This window comes from Cupriavidus sp. (assembly GCF_057315035.1).
The window spans coordinates 120,471-137,637 of sequence record NZ_DBHKYV010000015.1; the positions used below are offsets into that span (position 1 = coordinate 120,471).

17 protein-coding genes and 2 tRNA genes are annotated in these 17,167 nt (G+C 62.9%); 16 read left to right on the plus strand and 3 right to left on the minus strand.

Features of this window, described 5'->3' with window-relative positions; translation table 11 throughout:
* Positions 1–6 precede the first annotated feature (6 nt).
* The gene (locus ACO550_RS19270) at positions 7–1,035 is read left to right on the plus strand and encodes a DctP family TRAP transporter solute-binding subunit (protein ID WP_315594078.1); all 1,029 of its coding nucleotides are present in this window, start codon (positions 7–9) and stop codon (positions 1,033–1,035) included.
* 99 nt (positions 1,036–1,134) lie between these two features.
* Here the strand turns inward: ACO550_RS19270 and ACO550_RS19275 are convergent, their stop codons facing one another.
* Positions 1,135–1,680: a LuxR C-terminal-related transcriptional regulator gene (locus tag ACO550_RS19275; protein ID WP_315594079.1), complete on the minus strand. Its 546-nt coding sequence runs from the start codon at positions 1,678–1,680 to the stop codon at positions 1,135–1,137.
* A 154-nt stretch (positions 1,681–1,834) separates the two neighbouring features.
* Here ACO550_RS19275 and ACO550_RS19280 point away from each other — a divergent pair, with 154 nt between their 5' ends.
* On the plus strand, positions 1,835–2,533 hold the full coding sequence (locus ACO550_RS19280) for a 3-oxoacid CoA-transferase subunit A (RefSeq protein ID WP_315594080.1): 699 nt from the start codon (positions 1,835–1,837) through the stop codon (positions 2,531–2,533).
* An 11-nt stretch (positions 2,534–2,544) separates the two neighbouring features.
* The gene (locus tag ACO550_RS19285; protein WP_315594081.1) at positions 2,545–3,183 is read left to right on the plus strand and encodes a 3-oxoacid CoA-transferase subunit B; all 639 of its coding nucleotides are present in this window, start codon (positions 2,545–2,547) and stop codon (positions 3,181–3,183) included.
* 109 nt (positions 3,184–3,292) lie between these two features.
* Here the strand turns inward: ACO550_RS19285 and ACO550_RS19290 are convergent, their stop codons facing one another.
* Positions 3,293–3,784, minus strand: a complete 492-nt coding sequence (locus tag ACO550_RS19290; protein ID WP_485994938.1) for a DUF411 domain-containing protein — start codon at positions 3,782–3,784, stop codon at positions 3,293–3,295.
* A 10-nt stretch (positions 3,785–3,794) separates the two neighbouring features.
* On the minus strand, positions 3,795–4,571 hold the full coding sequence (locus ACO550_RS19295) for a 3-hydroxybutyrate dehydrogenase (protein ID WP_315594082.1): 777 nt from the start codon (positions 4,569–4,571) through the stop codon (positions 3,795–3,797).
* Positions 4,572–4,799: 228 nt separating this feature from the next.
* On the opposite strand from ACO550_RS19295, the gene ACO550_RS19300 reads away from it, so the two are divergent.
* The 13 genes from ACO550_RS19300 (at position 4,800) to ACO550_RS19360 (ending at position 17,118) form a co-directional block, all read left to right on the plus strand.
* Positions 4,800–5,690, plus strand: coding sequence for an alpha/beta fold hydrolase (locus ACO550_RS19300; protein WP_315594083.1), 891 nt, complete (start codon positions 4,800–4,802; stop codon positions 5,688–5,690).
* A gap of 19 nt (positions 5,691–5,709) precedes the next feature.
* A complete protein-coding gene (locus ACO550_RS19305) occupies positions 5,710–6,072 on the plus strand; it encodes a Rid family hydrolase (RefSeq protein WP_315594084.1) in 363 nt (120 codons plus the stop codon).
* Positions 6,073–6,088: 16 nt separating this feature from the next.
* A complete protein-coding gene (locus ACO550_RS19310) occupies positions 6,089–8,320 on the plus strand; it encodes a RelA/SpoT family protein (protein WP_315594085.1) in 2,232 nt (743 codons plus the stop codon).
* A 21-nt stretch (positions 8,321–8,341) separates the two neighbouring features.
* A tRNA-Val gene (locus ACO550_RS19315) sits at positions 8,342–8,418 on the plus strand.
* A gap of 404 nt (positions 8,419–8,822) precedes the next feature.
* Complete coding sequence (gene thrS / locus ACO550_RS19320) at positions 8,823–10,730, plus strand: threonine--tRNA ligase (RefSeq protein WP_315594107.1); 1,908 nt, start codon at positions 8,823–8,825, stop codon at positions 10,728–10,730.
* Between the two features lie 47 nt (positions 10,731–10,777).
* Entirely contained in the window at positions 10,778–11,299 is a 522-nt protein-coding gene (infC, locus tag ACO550_RS19325; protein WP_315594108.1) for a translation initiation factor IF-3, read from the plus strand.
* A gap of 179 nt (positions 11,300–11,478) precedes the next feature.
* Positions 11,479–11,676, plus strand: a complete 198-nt coding sequence (gene rpmI / locus ACO550_RS19330; protein WP_006575466.1) for a 50S ribosomal protein L35 — start codon at positions 11,479–11,481, stop codon at positions 11,674–11,676.
* Between the two features lie 28 nt (positions 11,677–11,704).
* The gene (gene rplT / locus ACO550_RS19335; RefSeq protein ID WP_008650487.1) at positions 11,705–12,061 is read left to right on the plus strand and encodes a 50S ribosomal protein L20; all 357 of its coding nucleotides are present in this window, start codon (positions 11,705–11,707) and stop codon (positions 12,059–12,061) included.
* A gap of 217 nt (positions 12,062–12,278) precedes the next feature.
* Positions 12,279–13,304 carry a phenylalanine--tRNA ligase subunit alpha gene (gene pheS, locus ACO550_RS19340; protein WP_315594109.1) on the plus strand — a complete coding sequence of 342 codons (1,026 nt, stop codon included), beginning with the start codon at positions 12,279–12,281 and terminating at the stop codon, positions 13,302–13,304.
* A gap of 71 nt (positions 13,305–13,375) precedes the next feature.
* Complete coding sequence (gene pheT / locus ACO550_RS19345) at positions 13,376–15,823, plus strand: phenylalanine--tRNA ligase subunit beta (protein WP_315594087.1); 2,448 nt, start codon at positions 13,376–13,378, stop codon at positions 15,821–15,823.
* Between the two features lie 105 nt (positions 15,824–15,928).
* Positions 15,929–16,345, plus strand: coding sequence for an integration host factor subunit alpha (locus ACO550_RS19350; RefSeq protein ID WP_315594088.1), 417 nt, complete (start codon positions 15,929–15,931; stop codon positions 16,343–16,345).
* Between the two features lie 202 nt (positions 16,346–16,547).
* Complete coding sequence (locus tag ACO550_RS19355) at positions 16,548–16,985, plus strand: MerR family transcriptional regulator (protein ID WP_315594089.1); 438 nt, start codon at positions 16,548–16,550, stop codon at positions 16,983–16,985.
* Positions 16,986–17,041: 56 nt separating this feature from the next.
* Positions 17,042–17,118: transfer RNA gene (locus ACO550_RS19360), tRNA-Pro, on the plus strand.
* Positions 17,119–17,167 lie beyond the last annotated feature (49 nt).

The window sequence follows — 17,167 nt, forward strand, 5'->3', positions numbered from 1 at the left end:
TCCCGCATGAAACGCCGTGCCCTGATGCTGTCCGTTGCCGCCTCGATTGCCGCCGCCGCGCTGATGCCGGCTGGCGCGATGGCGCAGACCTACAAGTCCGAGTACAAGATGTCGCTGGTGCTGGGCCCCGCGTTCCCGTGGGGCAAGGGCGGCGAGATCTGGGCGGACCTGGTGCGCCAGCGTACCAACGGCCGCATCAACATCAAGCTGTATCCGGGTACGTCGCTGGTGGCCGGCGACCAGACGCGCGAGTTCTCGGCGATTCGCCAGGGCGTGATCGACATGGCCGTGGGCTCGACCATCAACTGGTCTCCGCAGGTCAAGGAACTGAACCTGTTCTCGTTGCCGTTCCTGATGCCCGACTACAAGGCGCTCGACTCGCTGACCCAGGGCGAAGTGGGCAAGTCGCTTTTCACCACGCTGGAGAAGGCGGGCGTGGTGCCGCTGGCCTGGGGTGAGAACGGCTTCCGCGAGGTGTCGAACTCCAAGCACGAGATCCGCAAGCCGGAAGACCTCAAGGGCCTGAAGCTGCGCGTGGTGGGTTCGCCGCTGTATATCGAGACGTTCAATGCGCTCGGCGCCAACCCGACGCAGATGAGTTGGGCCGATGCGCAGCCCGCCATGGCCTCGGGCGCCGTGGATGGCCAGGAGAATCCGCAGAGCGTGTTTGCCGCCGCCAAGCTCTACACGGTAGGCCAGAAGTACGTGACCACGTGGGGCTATGTGGCCGATCCGCTGATCTTCGTGGTCAACAAGCAGATCTGGGAAAGCTGGACCCCGGCCGATCGCGACATCGTGAAGCAGGCCGCCATCGACGCCGGCAAGCAGGAAATCGCGCTGGCCCGCAAGGGCCTGGTCGAATCCGGCGCGCCGGCGTGGAAGGACATGGAACAGCACGGTGTGAAGGTGACCGCGCTGACGCCGGCCGAACACGACGCGTTCCGCAAGGCCACCACCAAGGTCTACGACAAGTGGAAGAAGCAGATCGGTGCTGACCTGGTAACCAAGGCTGAAACATCGATCGCTAAGCGTTGAATGAGGTCATAGGTGTGATCCGGTGCATGGCGGCATTTTGAGCCGCCAGCCCTCTCCCCCAACCCCTCTCCCGCGCGCGGGAGAGGGGAGCAGCGTCCCCTAGTGGTTCACCAGGCGCTGGACCAGGTCCACGGCGGTATGGGCGCCATACTTCTTCATTAGCCGCGCGCGATAGATGTCCACTGTGCGTGGGCTGATTGCCAGCAGCTTGCCAATCTGCTTGCTGGTTTTTCCTTCCACCAGTTGTGCGGCAATATCGCGTTCGCGTGCGGTCAGTTCGGCCGTGACGGGCCGCTTCTGCGACAGGTCCTCGAAGGTCCAGATGCCGGCGCCCAGTGGGTCCTTGCGATCCAGCGCGCGGCCGGTCACGTGGCACCAGAACAGCTCGCCATTGGCCCGTTTCATGATCCGCTCGTCGGAATACAGCCCCTTGGTGTTCATGACCGGTACGATCCGGGCGCCGGTTCGTTCGAACTCGTCGGCGGTGGGATAGAGTACCTGGAACGACTCGCCCACCAGCGCATCGCGCGTGGTGCCGAAGATCCGGCAGACCTCGTCATTGCAATCCTCGATCATGCGGGCGCGCGACAGCACCAGCCCGACGGGGGCCATCTGGAAAGCGGTCTGGTAGTCGATGGACGGCATTATCCCTTATGTACTTTTACGTAATGGCGTTGGCGGTATCCATTGACGTATGCTTTGGGGCGTCAACGGCGGCGCCTGACCGCCGATTGTACCGTTACAATTTCCGCGTGTGGCCAGCCGGCCGCGCAGCGGGACTACCGAGGAAGGAGCAAACATGAACAAGGTCTACGCCAGCGCCGCCGAGGCGCTTGCGGGCGTCGTACGCGACGGCCAGACGATCGCCGTGGGTGGTTTCGGCCTGTGCGGCATCCCTGAAGCGCTGATCGCCGCGCTGCGCGACAGCGGCACGAAGCAACTCACCTGCATCTCCAACAACGCCGGCGTGGACGGCTTTGGCCTGGGCCTGCTGCTGGCCACGCGGCAGATCAAGAAGATGATCTCGTCATACGTGGGCGAGAACAAGGAGTTCGAGCGCCAGTACCTGGCCGGCGAACTCGAACTGGAGTTCACGCCGCAGGGCACGCTGGCCGAAAAGCTGCGCGCCGGCGGTTCCGGCATCCCGGCCTTCTTTACCAAGACCGGCGTGGGCACGATCGTGGCCGATGGCAAGGAAGTGCGCGAGTTCAACGGCGACCAGTATGTGATGGAGCGCTCGCTGGTGTCGGACGTGGCTCTGGTCAAGGCCCAGAAGGCCGACAAGGCCGGCAACCTGGTGTTCCGCCGCACCGCGCGCAACTTCAACCCGGTGTGCGCGATGTCCGGCAAGATCACGGTGGCCGAAGTGGAAGAGATCGTCGAGATCGGCGAGATCGATCCCGATGACGTGCATCTGCCTGGCATCTTCGTGCACCGCATCGTGCTGAACACGACCCCCGAGAAACGCATCGAACAGCGCACCGTGCGTGCCAAGTAAGGAGACAGATCATGGCATGGACACGTGATGAAATGGCCGCGCGCGCGGCCGCCGAGCTGCAGGATGGCTTCTACGTAAACCTCGGCATCGGTCTGCCGACGCTGGTCGCCAACCATGTGCCGCAAGGCATGGAAGTGTGGCTGCAATCGGAAAACGGCTTGCTGGGTATCGGTCCGTTCCCGACCGAGGAAGAAGTGGACGCCGACATGATCAATGCCGGCAAGCAGACCGTGACGACGCTGCCCGGTTCGTCGATCTTCTCGTCGGCCGATTCGTTCGCGATGATTCGCGGCGGCAAGATCAACCTGGCCATCCTCGGTGCGATGCAGGTCAGCCAGCGCGGCGACCTGGCCAACTGGATGATCCCGGGCAAGATGGTCAAGGGCATGGGCGGCGCGATGGACCTGGTGGCCGGCGTGGGCCGCGTGGTGGTGTTGATGGAACACACCGCCAAGAAGAAGGATGGCACCGAGGACATCAAGATCCTCAAGGAGTGCAACCTGCCGCTGACCGGTGTGGGCGTGGTGAACCGCATCATCACGGACCTGGCGGTACTCGACGTAACGCCGCAAGGGCTGAAGCTCGTGGAAACCGCGCCGGGCGTGACGCGTGAAGAAGTCCAGGCCAAGACCGGCACCGAACTGATCTGACCTGTGGTGCGCCCCTCTCCCGCACGCGGGAGAGGGGACAGGGCAGGCCGTTCAATAAGCTGCCCGCCAGCTGCAACCTGCAACCCTACGACCCTACGACCCTACGACGCTACGACTTCACCTTGTTGTAGCTCGCAAATACCGATGCCGCGCCATCCGTCTTCACCAGCAGCACGTCGAACGGGTCCTTGCGCGGACCGTATTCCATGCCCGGCGATCCCGCCGGCATGCCCGGCACGGCCAGTCCGGCCGCCTTGGGCTTCGTGGCAACCAGTTTCCTGATATCCGCCGCCGGCACATGGCCTTCGATGCCATAGCCGTTGATGACCCCGGTGTGGCACGAGCCGAAGCGCTCCGGAATCCCGTACTTCTTGCGATAGACGCCGGTATCCTCGACATCGTGCGCGGTTACCGTGAAGCCGTTGTCACGCAGGTGCTTGACCCAGTCTTCACAACAGCCGCAGGTTGGGCTCTTGTAGACGTCGATGGCCAGCGGCTTCGGCGCCTGGGCCACCGCCATCAACGGCGACAGCAGCAGGGTGCCGGCGCCGAGCATGCGCAGCGCGTCGCGGCGCGAGTGCGATTGACGACCCGAACTCATGCGCACCTCCTTACTGGGCCACCCAGCCGCCATCCATGTTCCAGATCGCGCCGCGCACCTGTTTGGCCGCCTCGCTCGACAGGAACACCGCCAGTGCGCCGAGTTCATCCGGCGTGACAAACTGGCCCGACGGCTGCTTCTCGAGCACGAGTTCGCGCTTGGCCTGCTCGACCGGAATGCCTTCCTTCTGCGCGCGCGCCTCGACCTGTTTCTGCACCAGCGGCGTCAAGACCCAGCCCGGACAGATGGCGTTGGCGGTGATGCCGGTCTGCGCGGTTTCCAGGGCCGTAACCTTGGTGAAACCGACGATGCCGTGTTTGGCGGCCACATAGGCGGATTTTTCCGCCGAAGCCACCAGGCCGTGTGTCGACGCGACGTTGATGACGCGCCCCCAGTTCTTGGCCTTCATCGACGGCAGGGCAAGACGGGTGGTGTGGAAAGCTGAAGTCAGGTTGATGGCGATGATCGCGTCCCAGCGGTCCACCGGGAATTCCTCGATCTTGGCCACGAACTGGATGCCGGCGTTGTTGACCAGGATGTCGACGCCGCCGAAGTCCTTCTCGGCATAGCGCATCATGTCCTCGATTTCGGCGGCCTTGCTCATGTCGGCACCGTGATAGCCGACATGAATACCGCTACCGGCTTTGGCGATCTCCGCCTTTGCGCCGTCGGCGTCACCGAATCCGTTGACGATGATGTTGGCGCCTTGCGCGGCCAGGGCCTGCGCGATGCCGAGTCCGATACCGCTGGTCGAGCCCGTGACCAGTGCCGTCTTGCCTTTGAGCATGTAAGCCTCCGTCGGGAGTGTCGAGTGTCAGGATGTGCTGTGGCATTGTACTCGCAGGGCGTACAATCCGGCTTTGGCCCCGCGCCAGTGTTTGCAGGCGTTTTGGATTGGTTTCGCAGGGTTTCGCGGGGTTCCGCATTTGATTCGCAGTTGGTTTTGCTGTTCCGCAGGTATTTTCGAATAACCTCCACGCCGCAGGAATGCGGCGGCATCGAGCAGGGAGTCCAGATGTCTTCCAGTCCGCGCCTCGGCTTCGTCCAGTGCATCAGCCCGGCGGGCCTGCATCGCATGGCCTATCACGAATGGGGCGATCCCGCGAATCCGCGCGTGCTGATGTGCGTGCATGGCCTGACGCGTACCGGCCGCGACTTCGATGTGCTGGCGCGAGCGATGTCAGACCAGTATCGCGTGGTCTGCCCGGACGTGGTGGGCCGCGGGCGCTCCGAATGGCTTGCCGATCCGCGCCACTACGTCGTGCCGCAGTATGTGTCCGACATGGTCACACTGGTTGCACGGCTCAATGTCGACCAGGTGGACTGGTTCGGCACGTCGATGGGCGGGCTGATCGGCATGGGCCTGGCGGGTTTGCCGAAATCGCCGGTACGCAAGCTGCTGCTCAACGACGTGGGGCCGCGCATTACCGCGCAGGCGCTGGAGCGCATTGGCGCCTACCTGGGCCTGCCGGTGCGTTTCAAGACGTTCGAGGAAGGCCTGGCGTACCTGCAGACCATCAGCGCGTCGTTCGGCCGCCATACGCCGGAGCAGTGGCGCGAGTTGAACGGTGCGATCCTCAAGCCCGTGCAGGGTGTCGAGGGGCTGGAGTGGGGGCTGCACTACGACCCGGCGCTGGCCGTGCCGTTCCGGGAGACCCCGCCCGAGGCCGTGCAGGCCGGCGAGTTGGCGCTGTGGCATATGTTTGAGGCCGCACCGGGCCCGACGCTGATCGTGCGTGGCGCGCAGTCCGACCTGCTGCTGCGCGAAACGGTGGCCGAGATGGTGGCGCGCGGCAAGCAGGTATCGACCGTGGAGATCCCCGATGTCGGGCACGCGCCAACCTTCGTTGATCCGGCGCAGATTGCCATAGCCCGGGAATTCTTCCTGGGTACTTTATTTTTTTAGCAACGATTCTGAATCTGACATGAGCACCAACACCCTGAAGCGCGCCCACGTGGGCAAGCGTCTGTCCGAATACGCGGTCTACAACGGCGTGGTCTACCTGGCCGGCCAGGTGCCCGAGGTCGACCCCAAGGCCGACCTGCGAGGCCAGACCCGCGAGGTGCTGGGCCATATCGACCGTCTGCTGGCCGAGGCCGGCAGCGACAAGACGCGCATCCTGATGTGCCAGATCTTCCTGACCGACGTCACGCGCATCGGCGAGATGAACGAGGTCTGGGATGCGTGGGTGCCGCAGGGCAACACCCCGCCGCGTGCCACGGTGGAAGCAAAGCTGGCCAACCCCGACTATCTGATCGAAGTGGTGGTCACCGCCGCCCTCAACTGATGCCAGGCGATGTGACATGGTGACGTCGACGGAGCTGACGGGCCAGACCGCTGGCGTGCCCGACGCCGGGCTGGTCGAGCGCGCGCTGGCTTATGTGCGCGAAGTGGCCGACGGTGCCAAGCCGATCCTGCTGCCGACCGGCGAGAGCGTGCTGTCGCATGCCGAAGGGATGCTGCGCATCCTCGATGGCCTGCGCGTGGACGATGCCGCGCGCGCGTCCGCATGCCTGTTCGCGGCCGCGGCTTTCGTGCCCGGTGCCGAAGAGCAGATCGAGCCGCGCTTCGGCGAGGAAGTCGGGCGCCTGGTCAAGGGGGTACGCCAGTTGCTGCGCATCGGCGCGATCGCGGTGACGCAGACCGATGTGTCCGAGTCGTCGAAATCGCAGGTGGCCGCGCGCCAGGAGCAGGTCGAGGCCTTGCGCAAGATGCTGCTGGCCTTTGCGCAGGATATCCGCGTGGTGTTGGTCAGGCTGGCCTCAAGGCTGCAGACGCTGCGCTGGCTCGCGCAGACCAAGAACCCGCCGTTGCCGGGCGTGGCGCGCGAAACGCTCGATATCTATGCGCCGCTGGCCAACCGGCTCGGGATCTGGCAGATGAAGTGGGAGCTGGAGGACCTGGCATTCCGCTTCGAGCAGCCCGATACGTACAAGCGCATCGCGAAACTGCTCGACGAGAAGCGCATCGAGCGCGAGGGCTATATCGCGCAGGCAATCGCGCGCCTGCAGTCGGAACTCGCTTCTGCCGAAATCCGCGCCGACGTGACCGGCCGACCCAAGCACATCTACAGTATCTGGAAGAAGATGCGCGGCAAGGAACTCGACTTTGCCGACCTCTATGACGTGCGCGCGTTCCGCGTGATCGTCGACGATATCAAGGACTGCTATACCGTGCTTGGCATCGTGCACCATATCTGGCAGCCGATTCCACGCGAGTTCGACGACTACATTTCGCGGCCCAAGGCGAACGGCTACATGTCGCTGCATACGGTCGTGATTGGCGACGATGGTCGGGCCTTCGAAGTACAGATCCGCACGCACGAGATGCACCACTTCGCCGAGTACGGCGTGGCGGCGCACTGGCGCTACAAGGAGGCGGGCGGCAAGGGTTATAGCGGACAGTTCGCCGCCGACAATACCTACGACGAGAAGATCGCGTGGTTGCGGCAACTGCTGGCCTGGAAGGACGACGCGGACCATTCGGTTGCGCATGAAGAGTCGCCATGGGAGCAGCTCAAGCATGCGGCCATCGACGACCATATCTATGTGCTGACACCGCAGGCGCGTGTGGTGGCATTGCCGCAGGGCGCCACGCCGGTGGACTTTGCCTACTACCTGCATAGCGATCTCGGGCACCGTTGCCGTGGCGCGCGCGTCGACGGCGCGATGGTGCCGTTGAACACGCCGCTCAAGAACGGGCAGACCGTGGAGATCGTGGCGGTCAAGCAGGGCGGCCCGTCACGCGACTGGCTCAATGCAGAACTGGGCTACCTGGCCAGCAGTCGTGCGCGCGCGAAGGTGCGTGCATGGTTCAACGCGCTCGATTCGCAGGAGACGCTGTCGCAGGGGCGGGCGCTGATCGAGAAGACACTGCAGCGTGAAGGCAAGACGGCAGTCAATCTGGACGACCTGGCCACGCGGCTGAACTTCAAGACGACCGACGATCTCTACGCGGCCGTCGCCAAGGAAGAATTCAGCCTGCGGCATGTGGAGCATGCGCTGCGTCACCCCGAGGGTGAGGCGCAGCCGCAGTTCAGTGAAGAAGAGGCGGTCACCAAGAAGAGTCGCGCCACCAGCGTGGCGCGCGGCGCCAAGAGCGGCGTGCTGGTGGTGGGCGTGGATTCGCTGATGACCCAGATGTCGCGCTGCTGCAAGCCCGCGCCGCCCGACGATATCGTCGGCTTTGTCACGCGCGGGCGTGGGGTGTCGATCCATCGCCGCAACTGCAGTACGTTCCTGCAACTGTCGGGGCGCGCGCCCGAGCGCGTGATCCAGACCGAGTGGGGCAAGCGTAGCGACGCGGTGTATCCGGTGGACATCCACGTGGAAGCGATCGACCGGCAGGGCCTGTTGCGCGATATCTCCGAAGTGCTGTCGCGCGAGAAGATCAATGTGACCGGCGTGAAGACGCTATCGAGCAAGGGCGTGGCGCGCATGCAGTTCACCGCCGAGGTATCGGAGGCCACGCAGTTGCAGCGCGCGCTGTCGTTGATCGAAGATGTGCAGGGGGTGTTGCAGGCCAAGCGGAAATAAGGTTATACTCTGCGCTTCGCTAGGCTCGTAGCTCAGCTGGTTAGAGCACCACCTTGACATGGTGGGGGTCGTTGGTTCGAGTCCAATCGAGCCTACCAACGAACATGCAGTACAACGTATCACCTTGTTTTTTGTCGGTACTCGAAGGCCGGCTTTCTTGTAGATCCTCGGAACTCGGAAAAGCATCATGAACATGACAACTCGAACTACTACCGCTGGTTAGCGACAGTAGTCGAGGTGCGCCTTCGAACCGCAAAGTTGATGCGGGAATTCAAAGAAAAACGCGGCCTTGGCCGCGTTTTTTTTCGTCTGTCGCTTGCCAGCATCCTGCTAAGCTGCCGCGTTGCCCGTTTTCAGGCGCGGGTCAGCCAGAAAGATTTCGTTGCCGGTGTTGTCCGATGCGTGCTTTGCCGCGTCTGACGGGCCGGCGCCACAAAAGTTGCTATGCTCCGCTCGCCATGGTGCCCAGAAGCCGGCGGTGGACTCCACAAGAGGTGCAATGATGATCGCAATCACGCTGCCGGATGGTTCCCGACGCGAATATCCCGGCCCCGTCACGGTGGCTGAAGTGGCACAGAGCATTGGCTCGGGCCTGGCCAAGGCGGCGCTTGCCGGCAAGGTGGACGGCCGCATGGTCGACACGAGCTTCACGATCGACAGCGATGCATCGCTGGCCATCGTCACGGACAAGGATGCCGACGGTGTCGACGTGATCCGTCACTCCACGGCCCACTTGCTGGCCTACGCCGTGAAGGAGTTGTATCCCGACGCGCAGGTCACGATCGGCCCGGTGATCGAGAACGGCTTCTACTATGACTTCGCCTACAAGCGTCCGTTTACGCCGGAAGATCTGGCCGCCATCGAGAAGAAGATGACGGAGCTGGCTCGCAAGGACGAGAAGGTCACGCGCGAAGTATTGAGCCGTGACGAGGCGGTGGCGCTGTTCGAGTCGATGGGCGAGAAGTACAAGGCCGAGATCATTGCCTCGATTCCCGCGGACCAGGAAATCGGCCTGTATCGGGAAGGCAATTTCGTCGACCTGTGCCGTGGTCCGCACGTGCCGTCCACGGGCAAGCTCAAGGTCTTCAGGCTGATGAAGGTGGCCGGTGCCTACTGGCGCGGTGACTCGAACAACGAGATGCTCCAGCGCATCTACGGTACGGCCTGGGCGAAGAAGGAAGACCAGGACGCCTACCTGACGATGCTCGAGGAAGCCGAGAAGCGGGACCACCGCCGCCTGGGCAAATTGCTGGACCTGTTCCATCTGCAGGAAGAGGCGCCCGGCATGGTGTTCTGGCACCCGAAGGGCTGGAGCGTCTGGCAGGCCGTCGAGCAGTACATGCGCGGCCGCCTGACGGACGGCGGTTATCAGGAAGTGCGTACGCCGCAGGTGATGGATCGTTCGCTTTGGGAGAAGTCCGGCCACTGGGACAACTACAAGGAGAACATGTTTGTCACGGAGTCGGAAAAGCGCGACTACGCGATCAAGCCGATGAACTGCCCGGGCCATGTGCAGATCTTCAACCACGGCCTGCGCTCGTACCGCGACCTGCCGCTGCGCCTTGCGGAATTCGGTGCCTGCCATCGCAACGAGCCGTCGGGCGCGCTGCATGGGCTGATGCGCGTGCGCGGCTTCGTGCAGGACGATGCGCATATCTTCTGCACGGAAGGGCAGATCGTTGAAGAGGCGAAGGCATTCAACGAACTCGCATTCTCGGTCTATGACGATTTCGGCTTCAAGGATGTGAAGGTGAAGCTGTCGCTGCGCCCGGAGAAGCGCGCCGGATCGGATGCCACCTGGGATCACGCCGAAGACGGCCTGCGCCTGGCGCTGCGCGCCTGCGGCGTGGAGTGGGAAGAACTGCCGGGCGAGGGTGCGTTCTACGGCCCGAAGGTCGAGTACCACATCAAGGACGCGATCGGCCGCTCGTGGCAGTGCGGCACGCTGCAGCTCGACCTGGTGCTGCCGGAGCGTCTGGATGCCGAGTACGTCTCCGAAGACAATTCGCGCAAGCGCCCGGTCATGCTGCACCGTGCGATCCTGGGTTCGTTCGAACGTTTCCTGGGGATCCTGCTGGAAAACCACGCAGGTGCCTTGCCCGCCTGGCTGGCGCCGGAGCAGGTGGTGGTGATGAATATCGCCGATTCGCAGTCGGAATATGCCGAAAGCGTTGTGCAACTCTTGCAAAAACAAGGGTTTAGGGCCAAGGCGGATTTGCGTAACGAGAAAATTACGTATAAAATCCGCGAGCACTCGCTCCAGAAGATCCCTTACCTGCTAGTGGTAGGCGACAAGGAGCGGGACGCCAATCAAGTGGCCGTGCGTGCCCGTGGCAATGTGGATCTGGGTGTCATGCCCGTTTCCGCGTTTGTTGAACGTCTGTTGAACGACGTTGCCAGCAAAGCCTGAGGGTGTGAAGCACGGCTTGTTTTTTTGTCTTCTTGAGGTAACGGAACATCGCTACAGACAAAGGTCACCGTATCAACCGGGAGATCAGCGCGCCTGAGTTGCGCCTGGTAGGGGTTGATAACGAGCAGCTCGGCATCGTCAAGTTCATGGACGCACTGCGCCTGGCCGAGGAAAAAGACTTGGATCTCGTGGAGATCGCGCCCAACGCGGCTCCGCCCGTGGCCCGCATCATGGACTACGGCAAGTTCAAGTACGAGGAAGCCAAGCGCGCCCATGAGGCCAAGCTCAAGCAGAAGATCATCCAGGTCAAGGAAGTGAAGTTCCGTCCTGGCACGGATGATGGCGACTACAACGTCAAGCTGCGCAACCTGCGTCGCTTCCTGGAAGATGGGGACAAGACCAAGATCACGCTGCGGTTCCGCGGCCGTGAAATGGCCCACCAGGAAATCGGCGCGCGCATGCTCGAGCGTCTGAAGTCTGATCTGGAAGAACTGGGTCAGGTCGAGCAGATGCCGAAGATGGAAGGCCGTCAGATGGTGATGGTGCTGTCCCCCAAGAAGAAGAAGTAATTCTTGTGCGGGGCCACGGCCGGGATGCCAGGTGCATCCTGGCGTTGCCTTGTGCGGAAGCCGTGCGCGGCAACTGGAGCCTTGCTCCGGTGCTGCGTACAAAAACAAGTGGATGCGGGTCTTGCAAGCGATGGCGTGAGTCATCCACCTGCATGCATGTCATAGAGCTGGAGTTATTCATGCCTAAGATGAAGACCAAGAAAAGCGCTTCCAAGCGCTTTACGGCACGCCCGAACGGTTCGTTCAAGCGCGGCCAGGCCTTCAAGCGTCACATCCTGACCAAGAAGACCACCAAGAACAAGCGTCAACTGCGCGGCACCCAGGACGTCCATGAGACGAACCTGAAGTCCGTTCGCGCAATGATGCCTTACGCATAACCCCAACCGATAACGAAAGGAGTTTCACATGCCTCGAGTAAAGCGTGGGGTCACTGCACGGGCCCGTCACAAGAAAGTCATCGACGCTGCCAAGGGTTACCGCGGCCGTCGCAATAATGTCTACCGTATCGCCAAGCAGGCGGTCATGCGTGCTGGCCAGTACGCATACCGCGATCGTCGCAACAAGAAGCGCGTGTTCCGCGCGCTCTGGATTGCACGTATCAACGCTGCTACGCGTGAGCATGGCATGACCTACAGCGTGTTCATGAACGGCCTGAAGAAGGCTTCGATTGAACTGGACCGCAAGGTGCTGTCGGACATGGCCATCCATGACAAGCCTGCCTTTGCCGCCATCGTCAACCAGGTGAAAGCCACCGTTGCCTGATGCCGGCTGCGGAAAGCGCTGAAAAGCGCTTCCGGGCAAGCACCGACCGCAAGGTCTGCTGAAACGGGGCTCCTCACCGAGCCCCGTTTTCATTTCGAATGCCGTGTCGATGTAGTCGATGCGACGCGGCATCCGAAATGCCAATGCACCAACGCCGGTGAGATGCCGCGCGTAGTGCAATCCTTCCACGTACCGTCCACGTATTGCCGTCATGTCCCTGGATCTGGATCAAATCGTCGCCGACGCACAGGCCGCCTTCGCCGGCGCCAACGACAACGCCACGCTGGAAAACGAAAAAGCCCGCTTCCTGGGCAAGACCGGCGCGCTGACCGAACTGCTCAAGGGTCTCGGCAAGCTCGATCCCGAGGCACGCAAGACCGAAGGCGCCCGCATCAACCAGGTCAAGCAGCAGGTGGAGGCCGCACTGCAGGCGCGCCGCCAGGCGCTGGCCGATGCGCTGATGAATGCGCGCCTGGCCGCGGAAGCCATCGACGTGACGCTGCCCGGCCGTGCCGTGGCGCGCGGCAGCGTGCATCCCGTGATGCGCACGTGGGAGCGCGTGGAACAGATCTTCGGTTCGATCGGTTTCGATGTGGCCGACGGCCCCGAGATCGAGACCGACTGGATGAACTTCACGGCATTGAACAACCCGGACAACCATCCGGCGCGCTCGATGCAGGACACGTTCTACGTGGACGGCCGCGACAGCGACGACAAGCTCCTGCTGCTGCGTACGCATACCAGCCCGATGCAGGTCCGCTATGCGCGCATGCACGTGCAGAAGTACGCCGGCAAGCCGATGCCGCCGATCAAGGTGATCTGCCCGGGCCGCACCTATCGCGTGGACAGCGATGCCACGCACTCGCCGATGTTCAACCAGGTGGAAGGCCTGTGGATCAGCGAGGACATCAGCTTTGCCGACCTGAAGGGTGTCTACACCGACTTCCTGCGCAAGTTCTTCGAGCGCGACGATATCCAGGTGCGCTTCCGCCCGTCGTACTTCCCGTTCACCGAGCCGTCGGCCGAAATCGACATGGCTTTCGGTAACGGCAAGTGGCTCGAGATTTCGGGCTCGGGCCAGGTGCACCCCAACGTGCTGCGCAACATGGGCCTCGATCCCGAGCGCTATATCGGCTTCGCGTTCGGCTCCGGCCTGGAGCGCCTGACGATGCTGCGCTACGGCATCAACGACCTGCGTCTGTTCTTCGAAGGCGATGTGCGCTTCCTGCGCCAGTTTGCCTGAGGCGCGTCGCGCGCCCGTTCATTCGCCTTACGTCCCAGACATCACAGAATACCTACCGGATCAGAAGCGCCATGCAATTCTCGGAATCCTGGCTTCGCACGTTCGCCAACCCTGAAAAGACCTCCACCGACGCGTTGTCGCACAGCCTGACCATGGCCGGGCTCGAAGTGGAAGAGGTCGGCCCGGTTGCGCCGCCGTTCAACAAGATCGTGGTGGCCAGCGTGCTGGCAACCGAACGCCATCCCAACGCCGACCGCCTGAATGTTTGCCAGGTGGATGTGGGAACTGGCGAGACGCTGCAGATCGTTTGCGGCGCGCCCAACGTCAGGCCCGGCCTCAAGGTGCCGTGCGCGCTGGTGGGCGCCGTGCTGCCCCCGGCTGAAGACGGCGGCAAGCCGTTCGAGATCAAGGTTGGCAAGCTGCGTGGCGTGGACAGCTATGGCATGTTGTGCTCGGCCCGTGAGCTGAAGCTTTCGGAAGAGCATGGCGGCCTGCTGGAGTTGCCGGAAGACGCGCCGGTGGGTCAGGACATCCGCAAGTTTCTGGATCTGGACGACCAGATCTTCACGATCAAGCTGACCCCGAACAAGGCGGACTGCCTGTCGATCCACGGCGTGGCGCGCGAAGTGTCGGCACTGACCGGCGCCGCGCTGACGCTGCCGGACATGTCGCCGGTTCCCGTCACGCTGCAGGACAAGCTGCCGGTGCGCATTTCCGCGCCCGACCTGTGCGGCCGTTTCTCGGGCCGTATCATCCGCGGCGTGAACGCGCGTGCCGCCACGCCGGCGTGGATGGTTCAGCGTCTCGAGCGTTCGGGTCAGCGCAGCATCTCGGCACTGGTCGATATCTCGAACTACGTGATGCTCGAACTGGGCCGTCCGTCGCACGTGTTCGACCTGGACAAGATCCATGGCGGCCTGGACGTGCGCTGGGGCCGCAAGGGCGAACAGCTGAAGCTGCTCAACGGCAATACCGTCGACGTGGACGAGCAGGTCGGCGTGATCTCCGACGACAAGGAGATCGAGAGCCTGGCCGGCATCATGGGCGGCGACAGCACCGCCGTGACACTCGACACCACCAACATCTATCTGGAAGCCGCATTCTGGTGGCCCAACGCCATCCAGGGCCGTGCGCGCCGCTACAACTTCTCGACCGATGCCGCGCACCGTTTCGAGCGCGGCGTGGACTACGCCACCACGGTCGAGCATATCGAACGCATCAGCGCACTGATTCTTGAGATCTGCGGCGGCCAGGCCGGTCCCGTGGACGACCAGGCGGTCAACCTGCCGCAGCGCCCGCCGGTCAGCCTGCGCGTGGCGCGTGCCGAGCGTGTGTTGGGTATCGAACTGTCTTCGGCGGAAATTGCCGATGTATTCCAGCGCCTGAACCTGTCGTTCAAGCGTTCGCAGGGTGCCGAAGGCGAAGTATTCGAGGTGACGCCGCCGAGCTACCGCTTCGATATCGAGATCGAGGAAGATCTGATCGAGGAAGTGGCGCGGATCTATGGCTTCGAGCGTATCGTGGCGCGTCCGCCGATCGCGGAAAGCGAAATGCGCCCGACCAACGAAGGTCGCCGCTCGCAACACGTCGTGCGTCATGCGCTGGCCGCGCGTGATTTCAACGAAGTGATCAACTTCGCGTTTGTCGAAGAGCAATGGGAGCGCGACTTTGCTGCCAACGACAACCCGATCCGCCTGCTGAACCCGATCGCGAGCCAGTTGGCCGTGATGCGTTCCACGCTGATTGGTGGACTGGTCGACAAGGTGCGCTACAACCTCAACCGCAAGGCATCGCGCGTGCGCCTGTTCGAAGTGGGCCGCGTGTTCCATCGCGATGCGAATGTGGCCGATGGCGGGCTGACCGTTGCGGGCTACCACCAGCCGATGATGGCGGCCGGTATCGCATATGGTCCGGCGTTCGACGAGCAGTGGGGCGTGGCCACGCGCCAGGTGGACTTCTTCGACATCAAGGGCGATGTGGAGGCACTGTTCCATCCGCGCACGCCGCGCTTCGAGCCGGTGTCGCATCCCGCGCTGCATCCGGGACGCGCCGCGCGCGTGATCGTCGACGGCAAGCCGGTCGGCGTGGTCGGTGAACTGCATCCGCGCTGGCTGCAGGAATATGAACTGACCAATGCGCCGGTCGTGTTCGAACTGGAACTCGATGCGCTGCGCGACGTGGGTCTTCCGGTGTACACCGAGATCTCGAAATTCCCGGCGGCCGTGCGCGACCTGGCCGTGGTGGTCAAGCAGCAGGTACGTGTGCAGGACATGATCGATGCCATGCGCGCGGCGCTGGACCAGGCTGGTTCCGGCCAGGTAGTCCAGAGCCTCGCGCTGTTCGACGAGTTCCGTCCCAAGGCGGCCTCGGCGTCAATTGGCGCCGACGAGAAAAGCCTTGCGTTCCGTGTAACGTTGCAAGATACTGGGGCGACCCTCCAGGACGAGACTGTCGACAGTGCTGTGCGTTGCATGATCGATGCGCTGACGACAGGTTTTGAGGCCCGCCTGCGCGGTTGACATGACCGATAACACGGTCGCCAGGCGGACTACCATCATCAGTTGGAGCGGCCCGGGCACAGCCCCCGGGCGGATCGCCAGACAGTACTGAGAGAGCGATCAAGGATGAACGATCGAGACGCGATTTCCATGAATGCTGCAGACCTGGGCGAGGCAAGCGACCGGCACGCTGCCTCCCTCGACGATGCATCGCCGGAAGCCCGCGCGACCGAGGTGCCAACACTGACCAAGGCTGAACTTGCAGAAATGCTGTTCGACCAGGTTGGCCTGAACAAGCGCGAATCGAAGGATATGGTCGAAGCATTCTTCGACGTGATTCGCGAAGCGTTGGAGCAGGGCGACAGCGTCAAGCTGTCCGGCTTCGGCAACTTCCAGTTGCGCGACAAGGCGCAACGTCCCGGCCGCAATCCCAAGACGGGCGAGATCATTCCGATCACCGCGCGTCGTGTGGTCACGTTCCACGCCAGCCAGAAGCTCAAGAGCCAGGTCGAGGAACGCGCGGACCTGGCGCTGCCTGGCTAAGCCGTCTTGCGTATTGACGCCGCGCAGCGTTGCGCGCGTCGGTATCGCCAAGGTAGTGCCACCGTCGCGGCTGCCACACAACTGTTCCGTCTGCGCCATCAGTCGGATTGCCCGCGACGATGGCAATCTGTATCCTGCAATGCCGCGCGCACGTCGCGTCAACCGGTTCTGGCCGACGGCCTGACATCAGATCCCCCATCGCATGACGGACAAGTCCAGCGAGCGCGTCGCGCTGCCGCCGATTCCCGCAAAACGTTACTTCACCATCGGTGAGGTGAGCGAGCTTTGCGCCGTCAAGCCACACGTGCTGCGCTACTGGGAGCAGGAGTTCACGCAACTCAAGCCAGTGAAGCGCCGCGGCAATCGCCGCTACTACCAGCACCATGAAGTCCTGCTGATCCGCCGTATCCGCGAGCTGCTCTACGAACAGGGATTTACGATCAACGGCGCACGCAACCGCCTCGATGAAGTTCGTCATCACGGTGTTGGCATGAATGCGCCCGTCGAAACCGACGAAGTGCAATCGCCCCAGACGGTGACTGCGCCGGTACTGTCGGTGGACCTCAACACGCTGCGCGGTGAACTGGTTGAAGTGCAACACCTGCTTGCCCAACTCAGGGAGATCGCACGGCATGAATAAATTACCGGTGCCCCACTAGCCATTACTGTTGGCTCTGATATAATCTCTTTCTTCTTCGGGGCGTAGCGCAGCCTGGTAGCGTACCTGCATGGGGTGCAGGTGGTCGGAGGTTCAAATCCTCTCGCCCCGACCAGAATTAAAAAACCCGCTTGGTGTGAACCAAGCGGGTTTTTTGTTTTTAG

Excerpts from the sequence above, each read along its gene's own strand:
- ACO550_RS19300 (WP_315594083.1), top strand. The coding sequence starts at position 4,800 with ATGTCTTCCAGTCCGCGCCTCGGCTTCGTCCAGTGCATCAGCCCGGCG.
- ACO550_RS19355 (WP_315594089.1), top strand. The coding sequence starts at position 16,548 with ATGACGGACAAGTCCAGCGAGCGCGTCGCGCTGCCGCCGATTCCCGCA.
- rpmI (WP_006575466.1), top strand. The coding sequence starts at position 11,479 with ATGCCTAAGATGAAGACCAAGAAAAGCGCTTCCAAGCGCTTTACGGCA.
- ACO550_RS19280 (WP_315594080.1), top strand. The coding sequence starts at position 1,835 with ATGAACAAGGTCTACGCCAGCGCCGCCGAGGCGCTTGCGGGCGTCGTA.
- ACO550_RS19270 (WP_315594078.1), top strand. The coding sequence starts at position 7 with ATGAAACGCCGTGCCCTGATGCTGTCCGTTGCCGCCTCGATTGCCGCC.
- ACO550_RS19285 (WP_315594081.1), top strand. The coding sequence starts at position 2,545 with ATGGCATGGACACGTGATGAAATGGCCGCGCGCGCGGCCGCCGAGCTG.
- thrS (WP_315594107.1), top strand. The coding sequence starts at position 8,823 with ATGATCGCAATCACGCTGCCGGATGGTTCCCGACGCGAATATCCCGGC.
- rplT (WP_008650487.1), top strand. The coding sequence starts at position 11,705 with ATGCCTCGAGTAAAGCGTGGGGTCACTGCACGGGCCCGTCACAAGAAA.
- pheT (WP_315594087.1), top strand. The coding sequence starts at position 13,376 with ATGCAATTCTCGGAATCCTGGCTTCGCACGTTCGCCAACCCTGAAAAG.
- ACO550_RS19275 (WP_315594079.1), bottom strand. The coding sequence starts at position 1,680 with ATGCCGTCCATCGACTACCAGACCGCTTTCCAGATGGCCCCCGTCGGG.
- ACO550_RS19350 (WP_315594088.1), top strand. The coding sequence starts at position 15,929 with ATGAACGATCGAGACGCGATTTCCATGAATGCTGCAGACCTGGGCGAG.
- ACO550_RS19305 (WP_315594084.1), top strand. The coding sequence starts at position 5,710 with ATGAGCACCAACACCCTGAAGCGCGCCCACGTGGGCAAGCGTCTGTCC.
- ACO550_RS19290 (WP_485994938.1), bottom strand. The coding sequence starts at position 3,784 with ATGAGTTCGGGTCGTCAATCGCACTCGCGCCGCGACGCGCTGCGCATG.
- ACO550_RS19295 (WP_315594082.1), bottom strand. The coding sequence starts at position 4,571 with ATGCTCAAAGGCAAGACGGCACTGGTCACGGGCTCGACCAGCGGTATC.
- ACO550_RS19310 (WP_315594085.1), top strand. The coding sequence starts at position 6,089 with ATGGTGACGTCGACGGAGCTGACGGGCCAGACCGCTGGCGTGCCCGAC.